Origin of the sequence: Pseudoalteromonas sp. Ld19, from assembly GCF_045064135.1 — a bacterium.
Taxonomy (GTDB): Bacteria; Pseudomonadota; Gammaproteobacteria; order Enterobacterales; family Alteromonadaceae; genus Pseudoalteromonas; species Pseudoalteromonas aliena.
In genome coordinates, this window is the sequence record NZ_JBISHA010000019.1 from 276,610 (window position 1) to 300,276 (window position 23,667).

25 protein-coding genes are annotated in these 23,667 nt (G+C 38.7%); 19 read left to right on the plus strand and 6 right to left on the minus strand.

Annotation, left to right across the window (positions count from 1 at the left end):
- The first annotated feature begins 35 nt into the window (after nt 1-35).
- The gene (locus tag ACJJVZ_RS11030) at nt 36-1,199 is read left to right on the plus strand and encodes an endonuclease/exonuclease/phosphatase family protein (protein WP_405600405.1); all 1,164 of its coding nucleotides are present in this window, start codon (nt 36-38) and stop codon (nt 1,197-1,199) included.
- Nucleotides 1,200-1,313: 114 nt separating this feature from the next.
- A complete protein-coding gene (locus ACJJVZ_RS11035; RefSeq protein ID WP_405600407.1) occupies nt 1,314-3,818 on the plus strand; it encodes a S9 family peptidase in 2,505 nt (834 codons plus the stop codon).
- 84 nt (nt 3,819-3,902) lie between these two features.
- On the opposite strand, the gene rrtA is transcribed toward ACJJVZ_RS11035, so the two are convergent.
- Nucleotides 3,903-4,520, minus strand: a complete 618-nt coding sequence (gene rrtA, locus ACJJVZ_RS11040; protein WP_237070433.1) for a rhombosortase — start codon at nt 4,518-4,520, stop codon at nt 3,903-3,905.
- A gap of 64 nt (nt 4,521-4,584) precedes the next feature.
- Between rrtA and ggt the strand changes: the two genes are divergently transcribed.
- The 3 genes from ggt (at nt 4,585) to ACJJVZ_RS11055 (ending at nt 9,070) form a co-directional block, all read left to right on the plus strand.
- Complete coding sequence (gene ggt, locus ACJJVZ_RS11045) at nt 4,585-6,357, plus strand: gamma-glutamyltransferase (RefSeq protein WP_405600410.1); 1,773 nt, start codon at nt 4,585-4,587, stop codon at nt 6,355-6,357.
- A 139-nt stretch (nt 6,358-6,496) separates the two neighbouring features.
- The gene (locus tag ACJJVZ_RS11050) at nt 6,497-8,191 is read left to right on the plus strand and encodes an NAD-dependent malic enzyme (protein WP_405600412.1); all 1,695 of its coding nucleotides are present in this window, start codon (nt 6,497-6,499) and stop codon (nt 8,189-8,191) included.
- A gap of 153 nt (nt 8,192-8,344) precedes the next feature.
- Nucleotides 8,345-9,070: an SIMPL domain-containing protein gene (locus ACJJVZ_RS11055; RefSeq protein ID WP_405600414.1), complete on the plus strand. Its 726-nt coding sequence runs from the start codon at nt 8,345-8,347 to the stop codon at nt 9,068-9,070.
- Between the two features lie 2 nt (nt 9,071-9,072).
- Here the strand turns inward: ACJJVZ_RS11055 and ACJJVZ_RS11060 are convergent, their stop codons facing one another.
- Complete coding sequence (locus tag ACJJVZ_RS11060) at nt 9,073-10,425, minus strand: DUF2254 domain-containing protein (RefSeq protein ID WP_405600417.1); 1,353 nt, start codon at nt 10,423-10,425, stop codon at nt 9,073-9,075.
- A 153-nt stretch (nt 10,426-10,578) separates the two neighbouring features.
- Here ACJJVZ_RS11060 and ACJJVZ_RS11065 point away from each other — a divergent pair, with 153 nt between their 5' ends.
- The 4 genes from ACJJVZ_RS11065 (at nt 10,579) to ACJJVZ_RS11080 (ending at nt 13,055) form a co-directional block, all read left to right on the plus strand.
- The gene (locus ACJJVZ_RS11065; RefSeq protein WP_193155362.1) at nt 10,579-10,950 is read left to right on the plus strand and encodes an MAPEG family protein; all 372 of its coding nucleotides are present in this window, start codon (nt 10,579-10,581) and stop codon (nt 10,948-10,950) included.
- 14 nt (nt 10,951-10,964) lie between these two features.
- The gene (locus tag ACJJVZ_RS11070) at nt 10,965-11,597 is read left to right on the plus strand and encodes a sulfotransferase (RefSeq protein WP_405600419.1); all 633 of its coding nucleotides are present in this window, start codon (nt 10,965-10,967) and stop codon (nt 11,595-11,597) included.
- A 47-nt stretch (nt 11,598-11,644) separates the two neighbouring features.
- On the plus strand, nt 11,645-12,217 hold the full coding sequence (locus tag ACJJVZ_RS11075; RefSeq protein ID WP_405600420.1) for a tRNA-(ms[2]io[6]A)-hydroxylase: 573 nt from the start codon (nt 11,645-11,647) through the stop codon (nt 12,215-12,217).
- A gap of 346 nt (nt 12,218-12,563) precedes the next feature.
- Complete coding sequence (locus ACJJVZ_RS11080; RefSeq protein ID WP_405600422.1) at nt 12,564-13,055, plus strand: response regulator; 492 nt, start codon at nt 12,564-12,566, stop codon at nt 13,053-13,055.
- 392 nt (nt 13,056-13,447) lie between these two features.
- Here ACJJVZ_RS11080 and ACJJVZ_RS11085 read toward each other — a convergent pair whose 3' ends face one another.
- Both ACJJVZ_RS11085 and ACJJVZ_RS11090 read right to left on the minus strand, forming a co-directional pair.
- A complete protein-coding gene (locus ACJJVZ_RS11085; protein ID WP_405600424.1) occupies nt 13,448-16,141 on the minus strand; it encodes an ATP-binding protein in 2,694 nt (897 codons plus the stop codon).
- A 55-nt stretch (nt 16,142-16,196) separates the two neighbouring features.
- The gene (locus tag ACJJVZ_RS11090) at nt 16,197-16,709 is read right to left on the minus strand and encodes a hypothetical protein (RefSeq protein ID WP_237070435.1); all 513 of its coding nucleotides are present in this window, start codon (nt 16,707-16,709) and stop codon (nt 16,197-16,199) included.
- Between the two features lie 531 nt (nt 16,710-17,240).
- On the opposite strand from ACJJVZ_RS11090, the gene ACJJVZ_RS11095 reads away from it, so the two are divergent.
- From ACJJVZ_RS11095 to ACJJVZ_RS11115, 5 genes are all read left to right on the plus strand, one after another.
- Nucleotides 17,241-17,420, plus strand: a complete 180-nt coding sequence (locus ACJJVZ_RS11095; RefSeq protein WP_405600426.1) for a hypothetical protein — start codon at nt 17,241-17,243, stop codon at nt 17,418-17,420.
- A 255-nt stretch (nt 17,421-17,675) separates the two neighbouring features.
- Nucleotides 17,676-18,095, plus strand: a complete 420-nt coding sequence (locus ACJJVZ_RS11100; protein WP_405600428.1) for a hypothetical protein — start codon at nt 17,676-17,678, stop codon at nt 18,093-18,095.
- Entirely contained in the window at nt 18,088-18,276 is a 189-nt protein-coding gene (locus ACJJVZ_RS11105; RefSeq protein ID WP_405600430.1) for a hypothetical protein, read from the plus strand. Before ACJJVZ_RS11100 ends, ACJJVZ_RS11105 begins: the two co-directional genes overlap by 8 nt.
- A 347-nt stretch (nt 18,277-18,623) precedes the next feature.
- Nucleotides 18,624-19,085, plus strand: a complete 462-nt coding sequence (locus tag ACJJVZ_RS11110; RefSeq protein WP_405600432.1) for a hypothetical protein — start codon at nt 18,624-18,626, stop codon at nt 19,083-19,085.
- Nucleotides 19,082-19,366 (plus strand): hypothetical protein, encoded by a 285-nt coding sequence (locus tag ACJJVZ_RS11115; RefSeq protein WP_138586533.1) that lies wholly within the window; start codon nt 19,082-19,084, stop codon nt 19,364-19,366. Before ACJJVZ_RS11110 ends, ACJJVZ_RS11115 begins: the two co-directional genes overlap by 4 nt.
- Nucleotides 19,367-19,421: 55 nt before the next feature.
- On the opposite strand, the gene ACJJVZ_RS11120 is transcribed toward ACJJVZ_RS11115, so the two are convergent.
- The gene (locus ACJJVZ_RS11120) at nt 19,422-19,862 is read right to left on the minus strand and encodes a DUF3653 domain-containing protein (RefSeq protein ID WP_405600433.1); all 441 of its coding nucleotides are present in this window, start codon (nt 19,860-19,862) and stop codon (nt 19,422-19,424) included.
- Between the two features lie 380 nt (nt 19,863-20,242).
- A complete protein-coding gene (locus tag ACJJVZ_RS11125) occupies nt 20,243-20,521 on the minus strand; it encodes a hypothetical protein (protein WP_405600435.1) in 279 nt (92 codons plus the stop codon).
- Between the two features lie 250 nt (nt 20,522-20,771).
- Here ACJJVZ_RS11125 and ACJJVZ_RS11130 point away from each other — a divergent pair, with 250 nt between their 5' ends.
- From ACJJVZ_RS11130 to ACJJVZ_RS11150, 5 genes are all read left to right on the plus strand, one after another.
- Nucleotides 20,772-21,017 carry a hypothetical protein gene (locus ACJJVZ_RS11130; RefSeq protein WP_405600438.1) on the plus strand — a complete coding sequence of 82 codons (246 nt, stop codon included), beginning with the start codon at nt 20,772-20,774 and terminating at the stop codon, nt 21,015-21,017.
- A gap of 948 nt (nt 21,018-21,965) precedes the next feature.
- Nucleotides 21,966-22,238: a hypothetical protein gene (locus ACJJVZ_RS11135; protein WP_405600440.1), complete on the plus strand. Its 273-nt coding sequence runs from the start codon at nt 21,966-21,968 to the stop codon at nt 22,236-22,238.
- Entirely contained in the window at nt 22,225-22,458 is a 234-nt protein-coding gene (locus ACJJVZ_RS11140) for a hypothetical protein (RefSeq protein WP_405600442.1), read from the plus strand. The genes ACJJVZ_RS11135 and ACJJVZ_RS11140 overlap by 14 nt, the downstream gene beginning before the upstream one ends.
- On the plus strand, nt 22,439-23,062 hold the full coding sequence (locus tag ACJJVZ_RS11145; RefSeq protein WP_405600445.1) for a hypothetical protein: 624 nt from the start codon (nt 22,439-22,441) through the stop codon (nt 23,060-23,062). Before ACJJVZ_RS11140 ends, ACJJVZ_RS11145 begins: the two co-directional genes overlap by 20 nt.
- 13 nt (nt 23,063-23,075) lie before the next feature.
- The gene (locus ACJJVZ_RS11150) at nt 23,076-23,666 is read left to right on the plus strand and encodes a hypothetical protein (protein WP_405600447.1); all 591 of its coding nucleotides are present in this window, start codon (nt 23,076-23,078) and stop codon (nt 23,664-23,666) included.
- Nucleotide 23,667: the final 1 nt, after the last annotated feature.

The window sequence follows — 23,667 nt, forward strand, 5'->3', positions numbered from 1 at the left end:
AGCTAAGACCATTATTTTATAAGTGAAATCACGACATGAAAATCAAAGCAATTTATAGCGCACTGCTTGTTGCAGCTACTTTTAGTACACATTCTTTTGCTGCAGACACCTTACGCGTGGCGACTTTTAATGTGAGTATGGATGCCACTAATCACACCGCTAAAGATCAGCCAATTAAAAGTGATGCATTAATCAATGCACTTAAATCAAATAACCAACAGATTAAAAACATCGCTGAAATTATTCAACGTGTTCGCCCTGATATTGTTTTGCTTAATGAATTTGATTATATCCCTAAAGAGCAAGGTGTTGAGTATTTCAATAAACATTACCTCAACGTTAGCCAGCAAAAACAAGACGCAATCAACTATGCTTATTCTTACATAGCGCCAGTAAATGCGGGATTAGCCACCGAATTTGATTTAGATAACGATGGCAAAAAAAATGCAGTGATGGGGGATGCACAAGGCTTTGGTTTTTTTGAAGGGCATTACGGTATGGCGCTCCTTTCAAAATACCCAATTGATTTTGAAAAAATAAGAACGCTGCAAACCTTTAAATATAAAGATATGCCAAACGCGCAAATGCCGGTTATGCCAAAAACAGCTGAAAACTGGTATAACAAACAAGAGTGGCAGGCGCTTAGGCTCAGCTCAAAATCGTTTTGGGATTTACCAATCAACGTTAACAATAAGACTGTGCATATATTAGCGTCCCACCCAACACCACCAGTATTTGACGGCGAAGAAGATCGTAATGGTAAACGTAACCATGATGAAATAAGGTTAATTGCCGATTACGTAACAAACGCAAATTACATTTATGACGATAACGGCCAAAAAGGTGGATTAAAAGCACAGTCTCGTTTTGTGATTTTAGGCGATTTAAATGCATCCCCTGAAGGCGATAAAGCACGTGTTATGACAACTGATTTACTTCTTAAAAATTCACTTATTAACGCCAGCTTTGTGCCAAAAAGTGAAGGCGCAAAGGAGCAGTATAAAGAGTCTTATGCACAAAATTACACCGCTAACTGGCAGGCCCGTGTCGATTACGTTCTACCATCAAACTATGGTTTAAGCGTTAAAAGTGGAGGCGTGTTTTGGCCTACTAAAACAAGCGAGCAGTATCGCTTAATTAAAGATAGAAACGCATCAAGTGATCACCGATTGGTGTGGCTCGATTTAATTGTTGAATAAGCTTGAGTAAACTGAGCTTTACCCTGTTTAATCGTTATTTATCTTAAAAAATTGCAATAACTTGAGTGCTTCTGCTTAAATACGGCCTAATTATAATAACCGTATAGAAGCACTATGATTTTTAATTTTTCTTCATCTAAAACGTTAGTGGCCTTAGCTGTTGCTTCAAGTATTGTGCTTGCAGGTTGTAGCGCGACGGCTAACACCTCTTCATCACAGCAAAATGCGTTACCAGCAACCAAGGTTGCTGCGGTTGTAAACACACCAGCCGATACCGGATCGCAAAACATTACGTTAGAACAAGCAATGGCTCACCCTGATTGGATGGGTAATCAGCCAGAAAACGCGTTTTGGTCAGCCGATTCAACAACCGTTATTTATGCTCAAAAAGAGCGAGGTAGCACACTTAGAGATTTTTATAGCCAAGCAATTACTAGCCAAACAGCACAGCAAGTGGCACTTAATAAGCTGCACATGCTAGGCGCTAAAAATGCCGTTTACTCAAAAGATAAATCACTTCAGGCCTATACTTTTAAAGGCAATGTGTTTGTTAAAAACATTAAAACAAACACCATTAAGCAAATTACACAAACATCAGCGGCTGAGTCTAAACCACAATTTTTAAATGATGGTACATTGGCATATCGCCAAGGTAATGTATTTTTTAAAGCCGACTTAGTAACGGGTTTAACCTCTGAACTTGCTAACTTAAAGCTAGTAAACAAACCAGAGGGCGTAACAGAGCCCAGTACGTACATTGCTAAAGAGCAGCATAAATTGATTAAATTTGTTGCACTTGAGCAAAAAAACAAAAAAGACAGGCAAGCTCGTAATGAATTGTTAAATGAGCAAAATACGTCAATTGCTAATACGGCTTATTATTTAGGTGATGGAAATACCGTTGCTGAAGTGCAGCTTTCGCCCAATGGTGATGCGTTATTAGTTGTTGTGCAAAAGCAAACAGGGTGGCGCAGTGATGGCGATATTATGCCAAACTACATCACTGATGATGCGACTATCGACCCTAAAAAAGCGCGCCGTCGTGTAGCTGATGCAAAAGAAGAAACGTCAGAGCTTGTATACATTAATTTAAAAGATAAAAGCCAAAAGTCGCTTTCGTTTGATACGTTGCCAGGCTTTGATGAAGACGTTTTAGCCTCAGTAAAAAAAGAAAACTATGCACGGGAAGGCAAAACATACACATCTAAAAAAGCCCCGCGTGGCATAAATCTTATTATGGATTGGGGATTTGAGCAAAGCACAATCGTGTGGAATGACGACGGCTCACACGTCGCTATTATGCTTGAAGCGTGGGATAACAAAGACCGCTGGCTTGCAACTGTTGATTTTGAAAATAATACATTAGTTTCGCAGCATCGCTTGCATGATGATGCATGGATAGCTTACGCATTTAATGATTTTGGTTGGTTACATAATTCAAACACGCTTTACTACTTATCGGAAGAGTCGGGTTACAGCCAACTTTATAAAAAGCCACTAAATGGTAAAGCAACCGCGCTTACACAAGGCCAATTTGAGGTTTCGAACTTAACGCTTACACGCGACGACAGCGCAATCTATTATAAAGCAAATGTTGAGCATCCAGGTCTGTACGAAATTTATCGCGTTAACCCACAAACGGGTAACAGCGAGCAAATTACCGATTTAAACGGGATGACTGACTACACATTAAGCCCAGATGAAAGCCAGTTACTGCTTAAGCACTCTACGATTACCATGCCTAATGAGCTTTACGTTGCTGATGCTAAAGCAAATACACAAGCAACACGTTTGACGCATACTGTGTCGGATGAATTTTTATCGAAAAAGCTAACTGCACCAAAAATTGTTGCTGTGCCTTCGAGTCATACTTCACAACCCATATACGCCAAAGTGTACTACCCAGCTGATTATGTAGAGGGCGAAGTCGGTAAAAACCGTAAAGCGGTTATTTTTAACCACGGCGCGGGTTATTTACAAAACTCACACATGGGATTTTCGGTTTATTTTCGTGAGTTTATGTTCCATTCATTACTAGCAGACGAAGGTTATATAGTAATGGATATGGATTACCGCGCATCTAAAGGTTACGGACGTGATTGGCGTACTGCAATTTATCGTCAAATGGGAACTCCCGAAACACAAGATTTGGCTGACGGCGTAAAATGGATGGCGAAAAATGCCAACGTTGATACTAAGGCTGTGGGAACTTATGGCGGCTCATACGGCGGCTTTATGACCTTTATGGCGCTATTTACAGCCCCTGAATTGTTTCAATCAGGTGCAGCACTGCGACCAGTAACCGATTGGGCGCATTACAATACGGGTTACACCGCTAATATTCTAAATCACCCAGATGTTGATCCTATTGCGTATGAGCGCAGCTCACCAATTTACTACGCTGAAGGTTTAAACAAGCGCTTATTGATCAATGCGCCAATGGTTGACGATAACGTATTTTTTCAAGATTCAGTGCGTTTAGTACAGCGTTTAATTGAGCTTGAAAAAGAAAACTTTGAAACAGCAATATTTCCTGTTGAACCGCATGGTTTTGTGCAGCCTTCAAGTTGGTTAGACGAATACCGCCGTATTCATAAGTTATTTAAAGAAACGCTTTAATCTTTAACCCTTAAAGTATAAAAACAAAAACGCCGCATTAGTTAACTAATGCGGCGTTTTTATTAGGTTGAACAAAATCTAACTTTATTTTTTCTTTTTAAAGAGTTCTATAGCCAATGGGATGGCAAGCAGAGTCCCGCCAATAACACCAATTAAATGCGCGTCAACGGCCACCGTCGAGTCAATTAGTTTTTCTATATCGGTACTTGGGCCACTAAATTGCTCAAACGCTATTTTTATCCATACGCCTATAAACAATAAATAACCCGATTTTAGTCCTACGGTTATATCTTTAACAGCGCCCCAAATAATTACACCATGCAGTAGAGCACTTAATCCGGTGTAAATATGTATGCCAGGGCAAAACCAATATACACCTAAACCACACCACAGTGCTAGCGCACTTGTATTAAAAGCGTAGCGAGTAGGTGATGTGTATTCGCCATGCAGCAACCAAATTAATAAAATACCGCTGGCATTTAATCCCAAGTGTGCCCAGTTAGCATGAACAAACTGGCTGGTAAATATACGCCATAATTCACCTTGGTTGACAAGCTCACGGTTAAATTCTAGTAAATTATTTAAATCAAATGCAGCAAAAGTGGTGCTAAAAAGCAGCAAAATTATAGGCGGTAATAAATAGCGAGGCTGCAGTGGTAAATTAAGCATTTTATTGTCATTTTTTAGTATAAATTTTTGCATATTGTGCCCGTTTAACTTTAAGATGCCAATTATCTTATCGTCATTAAGTGTTTTTAGACTTTTTATGCATTTTAAACTTAACTCATTATTAGCCATTACGCTGTGCGCAGTAACACTGCCTTCTTTTGCACAGCAAGTAATTGAAACTCGCGAGCCAGAAGCCGCAACAGGGCTTATTCATAAACAAGAGGTGACAGGTAACAAGTATATGCTTGCAGCTGCAAACCCATATGCTTCACGCGCAGGTCAGCAAATTTTAGCGCAAGGCGGCAGTGCCATAGACGCCGCTATTACCACGCAGCTTGTACTTACTTTGGTTGAGCCGCAATCATCAGGCATTGGTGGTGGTACATTTATGTTGTACTACAACAAAGCAAACAACAAGCTGACTAGTTTTGATGGTCGTGAAACAGCACCAGCAAACGCAGACGACACGCTGTTTTTAGATAAACACGGCAAAGCGGTAAAATGGATTGAAGCCGTAGTAGGCGGGCGCTCTGTGGGCGTTCCTGGTATTTTACATGCCTTTGCAAGCGCGCATAAGCAATACGGAACACTCCCATGGAGTGAGTTATTTAAACCAGCCATTGAACTTGCTGAGCAAGGCTTTGTTGTATCGCCGCGTTTACACGGCTTATTAGCACGTCAGTTAAACCCAGGCGTAATGAGTATGCCAGTAATAAATGAGTACTTTTACCCTAATGGTAAATTGATTGCAGCGGGTACGCTTAAACAAAACCAACCACTGGCTGATTTATACAAAGACATCGCAAAGCAGGGTATTGATGCATTTTATAAAGGCGATAATGCTAAAAAAATGGTTAAGGCGGTACAAAATTCTTCCATAGCGCCTGGCAAACTCAGTGTACAAGATTTAGCCGCTTACAAAAGCAAAGAGCGCGATGCTGTGTGTATTCAATACCGTGCGTACAATGTATGTTCAATGGCACCACCAAGCAGTGGCGGTGTAGCTGTATTACAAATGCTAGGCTTGCTTGAACATAAAAATATGAGCGCGTTTAAGCCAAATGATGAAAAAGCGATTCATTATTTTAGTCAAGCTTCACGCATAGCATTTGCCGATCGCGATATGTATATGGGCGATCCAGATTTCACTCAAGTACCCACTAAAGAATTGCTAGATAAAGACTACATTGCTTCTCGTGCTAAATTAATCACTGATACAGATCAGCCAGCAGTGGCCGGTGATCCAGTTGATTATTTAAGCTATGCAGCGGATGATTCTTACGAGTTACCCTCTACTTCGCACGTATCGATTGTTGATAGTAAAGGCAATGCAGTGTCGATGACCAGCTCAATAGAGATGGCATTTGGCTCTACGGTGATGGTTAACGGATTTATTTTAAATAACCAACTCACTGACTTTTCACTTTCACCGCGTAAAAATGGCAAGCTTGTAGCAAACCGAGTAGAGGCAGGTAAACGCCCGCGTAGCTCTATGTCACCGGTGATGGTATTTAATAAAGATGGCAGTTTACGTTTAGTGGTAGGTTCACCTGGCGGCAGTCGTATTATAGATTACGTAGCACAAGTAGTTGTAGGTGTTATTGACTGGAATTTATCAGCTCAAGAGGCCATTAATCTACCGCGCACAACAAATCGCAACGATTACACCAGCCTTGAAAAAGGCACAGCCCTTGAAGCCATTGCACCTTTGCTTACTAAGCGCGGTCATAATGTGCGAGTGCTCGATTTAAACTCGGGTTTACATGCCGTTGAAGTTAAAAACAACAAATTATACGGCGGCGCTGATCCTCGCCGTGAAGGGGTCGCGTTATCTGATTTAACTGATAAAAACGCCACTATTAAATTTTAATTTATGTATAATACAAGCACGAGTAAAGCTCGTGTTTGTATATTCTCAATGGTCTGACAAGTTCCATACTCATTGCAATTTTACCTTTAACAATGATAATGGCAGATCATAACTTAAGACTTCGTTAAAGCCTGGAAATATGACAACAAATACTGATCCAAATTACCTTTATATTCATCATGCTGGCCCTGGCCTAATTGAAACACCGCTATTAAATAAAGGCAGTGCCTTTAGTAAAAAAGAACGCGAAAACTTCAACCTTGCTGGCTTGTTACCTCCTCGCTTTGAAACAATAGAAGAGCAAGTAGAGCGTTGTTATCAGCAGTACTCTAGCTTTACCGATAATCTCAATAAGCACATATACTTACGTGCGATTCAAGATAACAACGAAACACTTTACTACCGTTTAGTGCGCGATCATCTTGAAGAAATGATGCCTATTATTTACACCCCTACAGTGGGTGACGCCTGTGAAAAATTCTCAGATATATACCGCAGCGCACGTGGCTTATTTATTTCATATGAAGATCGTTTTCAAATTGATGACATTTTACGCAATGCAACAAAAGGCAAAGTGAAAGTCATTGTTGTTACCGATGGTGAACGTATTTTAGGCCTTGGCGATCAAGGTATTGGCGGCATGGGTATCCCAATCGGCAAATTATCACTTTACACTGCGTGTGGTGGCATTAGTCCGGCGTACACATTACCTGTCATGCTTGATGTGGGTACTAATAACGAAAAACTGTTAAACGACCCAATGTACATGGGCGCACGTCACAAACGTATTGCTCAAGATGAGTACGATGAGTTTTTAGATTTATTTATTAAAGCCGTTAAGCGCCGCTGGCCAAATGTATTACTGCAGTTTGAAGATTTTGCACAGCCAAATGCAATGCCATTACTAAAACGTTATCGCGATGAAATTTGTAGCTTTAATGATGATATTCAAGGCACTGCGGCTGTAACAGTCGGGTCTTTACTTGCGGCATGTCGTGTTAAAAATTCAACGCTAAGCCAACAAAAAGTAGTATTTGTTGGTGCGGGCTCTGCCGGCTGTGGTATTGCTGAGCAAATAATTAGCCAAATGGTGTTTGAAGGCATCACTGAAGCTCAAGCACGTAGCCAAGTTTTTATGGTCGACCGCTTTGGTTTATTATCAGAGGGTATGCAAGGTTTACGTGATTTTCAACAAGCACTCGCGCAACCGCAAGGCTCGCTAAATGAGTGGACTTACAGTGGCGAATACGCATCATTACTTGATGTAATGCACTGTGCACAACCAGATATTTTAATTGGTGTTTCAGGCCAACCTGGTTTATTCACTGAACAAGTAATACGCGCAATGCACGCAAATTGTGAGCAGCCAATTATTTTTCCATTAAGTAACCCATCTAAACAGGTAGAAGCTCACCCAGAAGATGTTATTAAATGGACAGACGGTAAAGCACTTGTAGCAACAGGCAGCCCGTTTGCACCGGTTGAATACAACGGCGAAACGTTCCCAATCCCACAATGCAATAACAGTTATATTTTCCCTGGTATTGGTTTAGGCGTTATAGCCGCTAAAGCAACACGTATTACAGATGAAATGTTAAGTGTGTCTAGCGAAATGCTTGCTGAGTCGTCTCCTCGTGCTAATACGGGTGCTGGCAGTTTATTACCAGCGCTAACAGAAATAGAAACATTGAGTAAGCGAATTGCATTTGCCATAGCTAAAAAAGCAATTGAAGAGGGCGTCGCTCTTGAGATTTCTGATGATGCATTATGGGCAGCCATTGATAAAAACTACTGGTTACCTAAATACCGCAACTACAAGCGCAGCAGTATTTAATTGCACCTATACGTAATTTAACGTGCAACTTGTTGTAACGTTAGTTACAACACTTAACAAAAAACAGGCAATTGCCTGTTTTTTTGTGCTTGTTCATCGCTAATTAACCACGTAGGCTCTTTAATAGGATCAACTAAATTAAAGGATCGACTTATGAAAACTCTGACTCTCGTTTTAGGCACCGCGTTGACTTTAAGCGCACTGAGCTTTAACACACTCGCAGCGGCAACTCCCGACGCTCCTCATATTTATGTAAAAGGCGAAGCCACACTTACTACAATGCCAGATTACGTACAAATTAGTGTGGGTATTACCGAAATTGATAAAGACTTAATTGCGGCTAAAAACAAAACTGATTTAACTATGGCTAAGGCCATTAAACTTGTTAAAGAAATGGGTGTTTTGCAGGGCGATATAAACGCAGGGCAAATTTCAATAAACCGCGATAATCAATATAACCGTACAACAGGTAATCAAGATTTTAAAGGGTTTAGAGTTGCCCGTACCTTAACTGTAAAACTTAGCGATATAAATAAATACCCTAAGTTACTACAAAGTTTAGTTAATAACGGGATTAACGAAATTAATCAAACGCAGTTTTTAGCAAGTAATTACAACGAGCTACATAAAAAAGCTCAAAAACTGGCAATAAAAGATGCGCGTGATGCTGCAAAAGAGTTTAGTGAAGATTATGGGGTTGACTTAAAAGGCTTATATTCTGCATCCCTTAGTCCATTGAACGTACAGTCGCAGCCATACATGCGCGCCGAGAAAGTGATGATGGCAGATAGCGCACCAAGTAACTACGTACCGGATGCCTATCATGCGGGAGAAATTAAAGTAACGGCTTCAAGCTACGCTGTGTACTACATAGATTAAATTTACTTTTGGTGGTGCTCAAAACGCGCCACCAATTCTTTACCTTGCTCTTCACTGATACGGGTGATTGCATTTAACATATTAGTAATTTCACGTCTGTCGTACGCATTAGTAACATGCTCATTTATGTCATCCACAATCGCATTTAAGTAATTAAATAGACTATTTCGTGCGTCCGTATATTGGTGCGCTACAAACAAAATATTTTTAAACGCCTCAAGTACATTCGTCATTACGTAGGCGTCGCCCTTTGCATAATTTCTAAGTGGTGTAAAGTTGTCGTGTAGCAGTTCATCAAAACTGGTTTCGTGTGAATACAACAATGGGCCGCTCTCGCTGTGCTTAAATGAGTAATTAATATCGTTAATTGAAAGTCGTTGAATAAGTAAAATACTAAGCATATCAATCGATTTAACCGCAGTACCTGGATCGTTTATACCTGGGCTCATTGCTTTAACTGCAATTTCTGATATTTGCGTTAAACCATAACGATAATGATCACTTATGTACTCTTCAATATAAAAAATAAAGCAGTCTAAAATTTTATTTATAAGTACTTCGTTGTTTGATATATCTTTATTACACTTTAAAAATGGGTAGCCTTTAACGGTAAAATAGCCTTGGTTAACAGAAATATACACTTTTATATTTTCCTCTGCCAAAATGGCACACAGCTTGTCGGTATGCACGCCTTTATAATACCCCTCGGTTTTACTGCTTATAGATTGCCATTGCTCAAAGTCAGGAAAGTTTTCTACGGGGTTGTCTTGCTGCCTTTGTATAATGGCTTTTATTTCTCTTTTAGTTTGGCTAAACAACCCATTTAACACATTATCAACCTGAATGGCGCGAGAAATTGAATGGATAAAAAATACAAATAACCCTAACGAGATTAAACCAAACACAAGCGCAAATAATACGCCGATTGATGGGATCGCAGTATTGCCACCATCAAGCTTGTTAATATTGATGAGCATAATAATAGAATAAATTATACTGCCTAAATAAAACCCTAATACCATTTGATGTGATTTACGAGTAATAAGGCCAGGTACAACACGGGGCGATAAACTCGCACTGGCCGAGTTTAAAACAACCATAACCATCGAAAAACTAAACACCGTAAGTGAAATAATACTGCCCGCTAAGGTACTTAAAATAGTACGCGCGTTTTCGGCGCTATCAACAAGTATCACAGAGATAAACGACTTTAACTGTTCAACTGGGGCTAAATATTCAACCGACATGGTAATAATAGCAAATACCAAAAAGGCAACAGAAAGAAGTGAAGGGTAAAAGCCAATACTGTTGATCATTTCACGATAACTATTAGCTACTTTGCGAGGTACAAACATAAAATCCTTGTGTATTTTTCTACTTACTTAATACCCTAAGCTTAGCATAGGCATTTAGTAAACTTCTGATAATGCTGCTCAAATTTATATGTTATTATCACGTCCACAATAATAGAGCGCATGCTTATGCGATAAAAATAACAGGAAAACGCCGTGATCATTTCAACTTATGCTGCATTACTTGCATTCTTTTACATTTATTTGAGCTTTAACGTAATAAAAGTGCGCCGCGCAGAACAAATATCGTTAGGTGATAACGGTAATACAACGCTGCAGCGTGCTGTGCGTGCCCATGCAAACTTTATGGAATATGTACCACTTGCTTTAATACTGCTTTTTTTAGCAGAGTACCAGGGGCTTGCAAGCCATTACTGCCACATCTTAGGCGGTGCTTTATTGATTGGACGTGTGTTTCAAAATTTAGGCATAGTAGAAAAAAGCCTGAAATATCGCCAAATTGGTACTATTGCAACATTCTTAGTCATAGTTGTTAGCGCCTTTGTATTACTAATGACACGTGGCTAATTAAAGAAAAGTTAATGAGCAAAATATTTATAATAGGTTTACCGCGTACCGGCACAACTAGTGTGTGCCATGCATTTTTAGAACTCGGTATTACAACAGCCCATACCGGGTATACTCATGCTTGTTTTGAAAATGCCACCGCCATTGCCGACACTCCCATATTTAATGACTTTAAAACGCTTGATACTCATTATCCTCATTCTAAATTTATCTATTTAGAACGAGAGCTTACAGCCTGGCTTCCTTCAATAAAACAACTTTTAACGCGTATGCACACTAATTTAACCCGTACAGACGGGGGCTTTAATATCCATATAAAACGCTGTTATTTAAATACCTTTAATGAATTATCACTGCATAACATTAACGACGATAACTATTTAACAAACTGTTACAACACGCACTTTAATAGTGCTCAAACATATTTTAAAAATCGTCAGCAAGACTTTTTATCTATTGATATAGCAAAGCCACGCAGTTACAAACAGCTGTGTAATTTTTTGGCACTTAAAAGTGATAAAACTGATTTTGAAAAAATGAATATGGGCGGTAAAGTCACCGCATGGAATGATATTAAGCACCCGTTAAAAGTAGAATCTACGGCCAAAGGGCGCATAGATAAATTACTGCCTTACAAGATTTTTTAAATCAAATACGGTAAAATCGCCGCATTATTATTTAAGTTGTATAGAAGATGTTTGAATTAAAATACCACACACCATATGCATGGACCGAGGTTGTCCTTGCTGACTTTAATACTTTTTTACAAGATCACGCCGCTGCAGAAAAAAAAGCATCTGGCATGGCCATGTCTATGTTGTCGCATTACCCAGATAAGCGAAAATTGGTAAAAGCCATGACAGATCTAGCGCTTGAAGAAATGATTCATTTTAAAGAAGTGCTTAAAATTTTAATGGAACGCGACGTAAACTTAGGTGACGACAAAAAAGATCCATACATTAAACAAATCCGCAGCTTATTTAGAAACGGTCGTGATGAATTTTTAATGGATAGATTACTCGTTGGTGGTGTAATTGAAGCACGCGGCCATGAACGCTTTTCTTTAGTTGCCCAAGCCTTGCCAGAAGGAAAAGAAAAAGAGTTTTATGCTGCTATTGCTGCCTCAGAAGAAAAGCATAAAAACTTATTTGTTGAACTGGCTTACGAATATTTCGACAAAAAAGACGTTGATATTCGCCTAGAAGAATTACTAGTAGCTGAAGCAAAAATTTGCCAAAGCATTCCATTTACACCAGCCTTACATTAACTTACTTAATGAATACGCTTTTGTTTGTGCAAACTCAAACTTGTAATAATTGATACTAACGCCATATTATAGGGACAACTTGTTTGCATATGGCGTTGCATTTTGCGAATTATATTTGTAATAGTGCAGATACTTTATTATCTTATTAATAAATATTAATATTTTAAGCAAAAACTTTGGCTTAAAAATTGCTGAAATACTCCTGAAGTTAAACGTTAGATGTTTTACCACTAAGTACTCCTAACTATGTTGGGGAGCTTATTAACTGTTCAGTCGAATATTGGGAGCAAATACTATTTCAGCCATTAAACACTTGCATAAAAAAACCATCAATTCCACGGCTTTAGTGATCCCGCTGATTAGCCCCCCTATAAATAATGTTTTTGAGCTTGTAACAACAACGCCTAAAACTAAAAAAACGCCAACTAACATGGTTGATATTGCAACAAAATTTGAACACTCTGTGCAAAAAAAAACTCACAATATACTTTTAGTTGATGACGACCCTTTAGTTGAAATTGTGATTAGAGCCATGCTTGCAGAGCATAATTTTAATATTGATTTTGCGCCAAGTGCTATTGAAGCCATGCTAATGGTTTCCCAAGGCAATTACGATATTATTTTAATGGATATTGTTATGCCTGAGTTTACAGGCACTGATGCCATGCTAAAACTGAAAAAACACATCAACCCAGCTTCAACAAAAATTATTGCGCATACTGCAAATAAAAATGGAGCCAGTGATAGTGAATACCTCAACCTAGGTTTTGATAGTGTTTTATTAAAACCAGTGAAGCAAAGTGTATTAATCGAAATGGTTAAATCGCTGTTAACATAAAGAAAATATGGAAGTAGGGCAGTTACCTCCTTAGTTAAAGCAAAGCGTAGGGTCTATTGACCTTTCAGGGTTGAATTTGTTCAATCTAGGGGCTATTTAAAAGCTACTCAATGCGCTTTTTTATTCCCATATTTATACCTAAATTCATCAGGCATTTTAGTTTAATCATTACCAATGGCTTTAATGAATAAAAACGCCATCGTTGCGTTGCGTTTACTAAAATTCATAAAACATGCACGAAATAATAATTTTTTAAATGTGCGGAGACTTCCCCCTTGATCAAAACTTGGCAACACTGACGGATTAGTTAAGCGTCAGGCTTTTCCCCACTTACCTCGTTGCTAATAAAGGTGTTGGCTGCTGTTTCGCTACCAAAGCGAACATTTCTAAAGTTAGATAAATTGCGCATTTTTAGTTCTGCTCTGAATAGGCTTAGGTTGTAATATTATGGGGAACTGGGCAACCACTTTCGTGCCTTTTCTACTAGAAGAACGTTTAATAGGTTGCTTATATTCTTTGGCTATACTATTGATAACATAATAACCAAGGCCAAAATTTACAGAGCGAGTGAGTATTGATAAGCCTTTGCCATTGTCAATTATTTGCAATATTAATTTGTCACCCACTTTATTTAGGTGCACAGTGATCTTAGTCGCACTTGCATGTTTAAATACATTCTCAACAGCATGATATAAAACCGCGTATATATCACATTGCAGTTGTTTGGTAAGAACATCTTTACCTAGCGTCACATTAAATTCAGAGTCAATACCATCCCTTGATAAACATTTAACATGAAGCATATCGATAGCTGTAGCCAAGTCGTTATGGCCTAAACTTGCATGACTATTTGCAATAGGATTTAAAATATCGTGTGCTTTTTTAAGCTTAACTAATCCATCACACAGCCTAGTTTCATTCCCATTACATAAATCAATGCCGTTTGCTAAGTTAATGGCAGCAACGCTTAAACCTTCGCGCTGCAATTGTGTTTGGTGTGATTTAAAAACACGATGAAAACTCTGTAACCAAAAGAAAATAAAGCCAGCAATGCATATAATCAGCCCAATGGTTATAAAGGCATAAAACCACATTGCACTATTTGAGCTATACCATGCTCCACTCACATCAAAGCTAAATGACTGTGGTTTACTCCAAACAGCTCCATCGACTCTGCTTCTATATTCAAGAGTATAAGCATCAGGATTTAGCTTGTTTAATTGAATCAGTGGAGTAGGGATATCGTGCCATTCACTCATATTTAAGCGGTATTGATAATTAATATGATCATTAAATGTATAGATGTAATTAGTTAAAGCTATATCGAGCCAAGCAGAGTTATTAACCTTTAATGTTTCAGGGTTTAGATAAGTTTTAGTGTTTGTTTGAATGTAACTAATACCGCTATTTGGTACGATTTCATGCCTCTTTCTTTTTACTCTTATTACACCTTGATTGCTGACCGCAACAATTTTATCGCTAATACTTAAAATTCCATTTGGTGTAAAAGAATGATCGCCAGTACCTTCTAAAAGGTTAGTGTACGCATCATCTAAACTAAACTTATGAATACCATGATTGGTAGATAAATACAGCTCCTGACTTAATGAATGTAATTCATTAATGTATAGAGGACTAACAACTGAGTCCCACTTACCATTAACCTTTTTAAATAAACCATTCCCATAAGTTGCGGCAAAAAGCGTATTACCTAACAATTGCACATCAGCTACAGGTGCATATTTTTCAAGTTCAATCGATGCATCACCACGATCGTTGAAAGATATTAATCCTTTTTCATTTGCTATGTAGAGTTTACCTTTAAGCTTTTTAGTTGCCCAAACAATCTCATGCGGTAAGAACTTATTGATATACCCAGAATCAATTTGAGAAAGATCCGAACTAAATATTTGCACACCTTCATCATTAGTTGATAAGTAAATTTGTTTATCAATAATGGCTAGGTTAATCACATAACCTTTAAAAAACTGTGTCACAACCTCAGTATTTAGGTCAATAACATAAGCACCTAAATTAGTTGTAACTAATACGGTACCGCTTTCTTGCTTTAATGCCGTGACAGAGAAACCAAGTTTTGATATTTGCTGATTTAAATTATTAAGTGCTAAATATTTGCCATCTGAATATGCATAGAGTCCGTCATCAGTACCTACCCAAGTTTTATCATTCACTGTTGCAATAACATTATAAATAGAAGCAGCCGTAAGGCGATCGAGCCTAACCTTTGATGAAACAACCTCAAAGTGACTAACATCTAATGCCCATAGGTTCTGCTCATCATCAACAAACAAGTCTTTATAAGCTTGTGGCCTTGGGTTTATGCTTTTTTGTAATACCGATAATTGATTTATTTCAGCTTGATTAATAGAACCTCGGTCAACATAATACAAAAAATAAGGAGGTGAAAAACGTAGATGTCTTGCACTTGTAATTTCGTCATTAACAATTTTCACATCGTTTAAATATGAATATGAAGTCATATGATCATTTAAAAAATAAACTACACCATAAGGTGTTGCAACAAGCTCCCCCTTATTAACATCTGTATCATCTATCAATCGCGTACTACTGGCATTAATAACATAAACACCATCATTTGCCATAACATAGCCGTGGTTAGCTGATGCAGATACATCAAACATTTTTGTTTTTTTACTTAGCGGTTTAATAACTTCTAATGTTTCTAGATCAAGTAAAGCTAATTGCTCTCTCCCTAACATAAATAAATGCGTATTATTAGCAGCCAATTTAATTGCAGTAATATCACTAAGCTTTGTTGCTTCAAGCGTGTTTAAGTTAAATTGCCATACGTCTTTCTCTTTATACGCTATATACAAAAAGCCTGGTGATTGAAAAATAACATCACTGGTCCAGCGCCTAGGTAAATCAGAAAATGTTGATAAGTTAAGGTAATGACTACCATCAAAACGATAGACACCATCATGTGAAGAAAAATATATGTTCTTGTTATTATCTTGGGTAGCAGCGTTCAAATGTTGCATGTTAAACGCAAAACATTTAAAACTACCCAACATAAATAAGAGTAAAAATATTAACTTTTTCATAATGGTGTCCATCTTATTATTGCCAATTAATTGGCTTACACTATTCCTAGTGGGCTTATTGCGACACTGTAGGTATATGGTCTCTAGAGCCGCAATATGGCTTTACAATTGGCATCGTTACTTCTAAATCATCAGATGTTAATGAGCTTGCTTGGTAATTTAACGTTTTTGTAACGCTTTTTGGTATCGCACTTTTATACCAATTTTCATGTGCATTTTCAGGAGGGGTCACAACTAAGAATGTTGGTTTACGAGGGTCGCTTGCATTCACTTTAGTATTCCAGCTATGCAGAACTTGATCCCCTGCAGCATTGCCATACATACTCGCAAATGCTGTCGCAAGTAAATGCGCACCTGCATCACTAGTAATGATCATCGCCGTTTTAGAAAAATCACTACCACAATCAAAACTCATATCAACGTTAAGCATTGAGTTATCTGGCAGTAAAATATCTGCACTCATATATTGAATAACAGCACGATCTTTAAGTGGCTCTGATGCACTTACCATAGTTGTTGATAGTGCTAAACACGTTAGACAAGCTAACGTTAATGATTTTTTTAACATATTAAGTTTCCATTCTTTAGGCCATATACAACGTGCTTTTTGCAATAGTATTAACATAGACTTCATTCATATCATGCTTAAAAGCTTTTTGAATAAGCATCGGTCTTAACTTATTACAAATTTTAAGTACACGTTCTACAGGCAAGTTTTTAGTTAAATGTAACTCCTCTCAAACTTTATAAACCAACGTATTTACTGCCAATAAATCAGCAGTAACAAGTGTCGGTTGAATATCTTTCGAGGATACGCGATTAATTACAGCAGAGTTAATAACATCTAAAGCAAATAGTGCTCTGTTACTTTTAACTTCAAGTATTTTACTTAAATGCTAAAAAACGCTGAAATCAATACCAACAATAGTAGTGTCAAACGTATAGGTCAGTAAACGTCTTTTTATATTACATTTATTTTAGGTAAGTATATTCATCTCCGATTAATTTATCATCAAAGTAAAAAGTGGACTTATGCCATATAAATTAGGCGCAACAATTTTGCCTAAGCTGAACTCTGGTTAAGAGATTCGCTAACATATTGAACATAGAAAAAAGCGATGAGGAATTTTTAACGCCGGCGTTTGGGTTTCGTGCCGCGTATAAATTATTAATGACATACAAAAATAAGTACAACGCATACACGCTTGAGACTATTTTAAATCGTTGGGCACCCGCAAGCGGTGAGCACAACGGCCAAACTTACATCAACCACACGTAAAACTATATTAAGTACGTGGGGCAACGATTAGTTATTACGGCACATAATGCGATACCCGAACACCTATACCCTGAACTGATGCTCGCCATGTCAGATTTTGAAGGGGCAAAAGGGGCGTTTAATCTTCACCAAGCGCGTGAGGGAGTAACACTCGCATGATAAACAAAACATGGTTAATCACAGCGGTAGCAGGGGCATTAATAGGGGCCTTTGCGGTGTATCAAGTTAAAAAGCACACCAAAGGGATTTTAGACGATGACTAAAGCAAACCCTTTTTTTAGTTGGCTGGGTGGCATCTTTGCCCCCCTCACCACGTACATTGAATATCGCGGTAAAATCAAAAAGGCCGAGCATGACAGAGAGCTGGCCGTCATCACGGGGCAAACAAAACTTGTTCAGTCAGGCGTTGATAATAACCATAATTGGGAAATGCAAAGTTTAAAGGATAAAGATAAAACCCTACGGCTCTTTAGTTATTCGATGTTTACCGCGCCGATACTCATCACCATTATTTCGCCGGCGCATGGCGCAACCATTTTTAAAAACCTAGAAGGCGTGCCGCCTTGGTTAATCCAAACATGGATAGCCATAAACGGGGGCGTGTGGGGCATTGCGAGCTTAAAAAACGTCGTACCGCAGTTTATCACCTTGGTTAAGAGGGCTAAAAATGGATAGCTTACACTTAAACCTAAAAGACTTTATATTCATCATTATGCAAATAGTGGTCATAACAACAGTCGTTGTTACCAATAGAACCCACATCGGTTTTTTACAAAACCAAAATGAAGATTTAAAAGACTGCATTAAAGAAATGCAAAAAATCATCACCGCGCTACGTGTTAAAGTCGGCATTTAACACGTAGCGCCCACGCTATAAAAACAATATTACCTGTAATACCTCATAGCCGTACTATAAGAAAACGTTCATCTTTTCCCCATCCTAAAAAAGCCTGTCCCTAGAATCATATTTATAATTTGCAATACTGAGGCTATCTGATATAAATAGAAACTCATAAAATAAGGACATTTTCGCGTAAAATTACGTCATGTCAATGGACGAACATGTGAAGCATAAGCAGTTTATGTTTGGAGAATATAACAAGTTAAATCACGCGGATGCAGCATAGCTGCACCGGTATTTGAAGCGTTAACTGGCTACTTGTTTGTGAATCAGATATTTATTAATCATAAAGGAATATAAAAATGGAATTAATTTCAATCGGGGATGTTAATGCCGAAGTGGAGCGCTTGCGAGCTATATGTGGGGATAAGCATAAACCATATATTCGGCCTGTAGGTTTAGGGTCTAGAATCCCAAATGCTCATAATGAAAAGCCAACTACTTATTCGCCAGATGCAATTCGGAACTCTGATTTTAAGATATCAAGTTGTGGAAAATATGTAGAAGTAAGTAATCAGGGTTTGTCTTATGCTACAAAAATGGGGAAAATAAAAAGTATTATAAGTTTAAAACAAAAATTTTTTAGAGAGATTGATATTTATTCGTTAGAGCCTCATAAAATACCAAACTCTCTTATCATTGTTAATGATCGACCTGGGCATGCATCCTTAAAGGTGAGAGATAGAATGCTGATAGAAGACTTAGTAAAAGCCTTAGAAATTGTAGCTAAAAACTCAAATTATTGTGGGAGATTAAAGGTATGAGCGTTAATTATGAACCACTTAACACTATAATCGTTGATTTTGCAGAGTACTTGAAAAAAGACAAATTAATTCAACCAATTTTAGATAATAAAATTCCGAATGAAACTGTTGCTAAAGAAATTTTAGAATTTATTGAAGAAATGGCGAATCTTTGTGCTGATCTTTTAAAAGAAGAAAAGCAATTGAATGGCAAATCTCTAGATTATCATGCAGTTGAAAAAGCTTATATTTTAATTGAATGTAATGTGTCTGAAGCAGGGTTTGAACATCTTATTGAATAATTATTACTTTAGAGTGTAAATGCGATAAAGTTAATTAGGCCGTAGTAACTACGGCCTAATATTGAGCTCTTTTTTTATCCCCATACTTCAACACAATATCTTTGAGCGCAAACTCATCACTCATTTTAATTAAATCATTGCCTATGGTCTTTAGCGTATCACTAGCCGCAACCAGCTCATGCAAATGATCTATTTTCTGTTGTAATGTTTTTACATGACTTTCGTGATAGCGAACTGAGCTTTGAAGAAAATCTATTTTGTTTAAGTAGCTAGGTTCGTAGCGTTTACCGCGCGGTGTCCACAAATAACCTTCACGGCAAATATAAAAACCATCCCAGTCTTTATGCAAAGACATGCCGCCATTAATTCGTTGTTCAAGCATTCGCACAGCACGTGGGCAGGGTTTGTTTGTACTTACCCATCGCTCTAAAGTTCGTTCTGAGTTTATAAGCAAAAATTCCATAGTTGCTTTACGATCTAATTTACCAAAATTCATGAAACCAGCACGAAATAATAAATTTTTAAATGTATCCTATAAGTAGTCCAATAAATAAATACCTAAATACGTTCCTAAATCCGGCAAAAAATAATTAAATGAGATCATCGAGATAAATTATTTTGTGTTTTTTCATTCTTTTTTTAGATTGATAAATTAGTTTCAACCCAAATAAACGAATAATCGCTAAAAAGAGAAAACATATAAAAACAGGGCTTACGATGGGGGTTTTGCTTGAACTGGGATTACGCGCCAATATGGCGTAAAATACCTTATTTAACATAATATAAATAGTAGGGGGGAGGATTGTCGCAATCCCTTTGCTAGATTGAAAAAACCTAAAAGGGGTACGACATTTTGTCTAAGTTTTGGGGAATCGACTAGGCTGCGCTAGTTCTCCACATTTTTGCATTCACTTCATCACCTTTCCTCTCTGCCTTGTAAGACTCTAACAAAGCCATTGTTTTCAAGGGTTCAGAGTGTTCGCCAACTAAAAGTAGCTTAAGCGCAGTATAGTCTGCAAATTCACGTTCGCCAGTTCTTACGCTGCTAATTACTTGTTTAGATATGCCAGTTAGCTTACTAACCATATAATCAGAGTCAATATCGGCGGTACTTTTAAACCATTCTAGTAGCTCTAGTGAAGTGGTTATTTTCATGAGTTTTATATCCGTCTTGGCATGTCGGTTAAATCGATTATAGACGTAGTCAACGTGCTTTGCATTAGTGCTCGCCCGTTGACTATGTTCTCATCGGAGGACTATAATTATTTCCGAAGCAGTCACCAGACTGTTTTTATCTATGCTTGGCAGCAAGTGGCAGTTATCGCGCAATACAATAACTGCCACAACCTAGACCAAGTATGAATACACAAAGCAAATTTACACGCCAAGCTTAGGGAATAAGACCATGAAAGAACACGTACACACACTGAATTTAAACACCGCGTTTAATGATATAACCTCTATTAATTTCACCCAAAAGATAGTCATTACAAGCGGCCTATGCGCTTATTTCGACTCGCTATCATTCAATGATGACTGTGAAATTATCGCCTGTGTTAAAGACCAAAAACTAAGTGCACACTTTCAAGTCTTACCCCAAAGCTATCAAACACTAAAAGCAGAGGCCAAAGCCCTAAACCTTATACATTAACCAGCCTTGTGCTGGTTTTGTGTTTTTAGCTAAGGCCATTACGGTGGCTTTACCTAAAAATACACTCGTTAAATAACTGGTTTTGGGGTTCGTGCGTAGATTGGATCAAAGTGTTTTTGTGGTCTACGTGTACCAAAATCGTGGGGGTTGAGTATCCCAATTGAGCTATCACGGGAACAATGCCGACAGCTCAACCTGTACGAAGCGATAACATTATTGGCTAGGATAAGCGCCCAATTGGGGTAATAGAAGGTTCGCAGCCTTTCGCACATAACCGTTAGGAACACGGCCAACGTTATGAGAATGAGCAGGGGCATAAGGGGGGCAGAGGTTGAAAGCTCTTTTAAGTCATTCTTGCGGGCCCGTTTACCTAAACGCACCGCCACCCGAAGTAAGGCTTACCACAGTGCACTAAAATAGCGTGCTCTGGTAAGCCCCTCAATGCGATTTCGGATGTAGCGCCTCTATTGTAATTAGCCTAAGTACCGATTGAGTTCGGTTAATCTTATCGCGGTTTACAAGGGGCTTGCTGCATCCGAAGCGCAGCGAGGGGCAGCAAGTAGAGACAGTTCCCAGCCCTTTTAGGGCGCGCATCATAAATCAGAGAAAAGCCCCGCAGGGGCCAACATTATTCTGGGGTGCAACGTGTCTTTGTTGCGCCCCATACAACCCGAGGCGTAAGTGAGGAGAAAAGCCCCGCAGGGGCCAGCATTTGGCCCGCCGCTAGGCGTTAAAAAAGCCAAATTATTTTATTAAAAAATCAAAGAAAACTTATAGGGCGGTGTGTTATGTGCGTCAACAAGCCCCGCAGGGGGTTTTGTCCACATATCCACGGCTGATTATATTGTGTGTTAAGTGCGTCAGTAATACGCGTAGCGGATTCTGTCCACTTATCCACAAATTTCGTTTTTTGAGGTTTTTAAACAGATTTAATTAAAAGGTGATCGAGTGATAGAAAAAATTGATGCATTACAGCAAAAACTAAATGCTGATTTATTCAACATTTTAAAAACGAGTTTATGTTTAGGCGTTATTGCTTGGCTTTACTATTTAGCAGCCTATGAAGTCTCATTTATGTCAGTGGCTAGCGACTGTATTAACAATGGGCAAGTGGAGCAGCTCATTGATGGCAAAAAGCGTGTTATTGCTTGTGCCGCCTATGAAAAATCTAAATCAACATTAACAGAAACATTTGAGAAGGTTACTAATGATAAATATTAATACTCAAGTTAAGCGTGTTGAAACAGCCGCTGAATTAACCAAACGCGCCAGTATGCTAGGCACTAAAACAGCCGCTATAAATTTGGGGGATGAAACGTTAGCACTTTTAAAAATGTTCGCGGTGCTTTGCGGCCAATTGGAAAAAGAAACAAAGCTAGCCCGTAAGGAACTAAGCGAGCTTAAGGGACTAATTGGGGGTAATGATGCAATTACCGAATAAAACAGTACCCGCTCCAAATGGCGGCACGATCCCATTACGTACAAGCTTAAACCCTGTTATTGGTGTTTATAAACATCATTGTGGCTCAATTGCCAGTGTTCACAGACCCAAAGGGAAACGCAAAAACACGGTTTACATGATGTGTGATGAATGCGGTACAGATCAATGCGGTGGTAAGCCGTACCAAGAAAAGATAGCACGTGAAATGCAACCAACAATCGAAGCGCTACTAAACGCGGAAAAAGCGCCTAGCGACGTGGTTAACGTAGACCAGAAAGAAGATGCGCCGGCTGTCGAACCGAAAGCCGAACACGTTAACCTTATAGGCTTAAATGAACATGAGCGTATACCTGTTGATAAGCCCGATACGGTTAAGCCGCTGGATACCGCAGAAATAGCGGTATCCAGCCAAACGCAAGCCGACCCGTTAACCGTAAATCAAGCCGAAAAAGCAGCAGTATCTAACCCGATAGATACCGCTAAACCAGCGGTTCAAACCGTTACGACCCCAATAAACCCCGAGCAAGTACCCCCCGAAAAAGCCAAACGCGTGGGTATATTTGCCCTTATTGGGGCGGGTCTTGGTGTATTACTCGCTATTTAATCTAAGGTAAATTATGAACGCTACAAACGAAAATCAAACAAACGAAATCGAAGAACTTACGCAACCGGCTGATGCTGTCGCCGATGAATCAACCCGTGACGATGCGGTATTGGCCGAAGCTAACAGACTAGGTATTGACCTTGGCAAAAGCGAGGATTTCGACCCGCTTAAAAGTAATATTAAAGATGAAACGCCGCCTACAAAAGAAGAGCAGGAAAAGCAGCTAATCAAAGAAATGCAAAGTGAAGGCGGCGCTTTGTTCATGGCAACTAATTTAGTGGCTGGCCTTGAAGGTGCATTTAAACTGTTTGGTCATAAAAAGTTTGCTATTGGGGATTTAGAAAAAGCTGAATCGGCCAAAGCAATTGCGCCGGCAATCCAAAAATACAGCGGGTCGTTAGTGCCGCTGATGGGCAATTATGAAATAGAAGTAAAAGCGGCCTTTGCTGTGGGTATGCTGGCTTACGGCTCAGTAAGCCAAATTAAGGCGCTTAAAGCACTTGATAGAGAAAAGCTAGTTAACCCCACTCAACAAAGCCCACAGCCAGAGACCGCACAAAATGCAGACGCTGAGCCAGTCAATGCCACAGAGCAGGCGGCGTAAC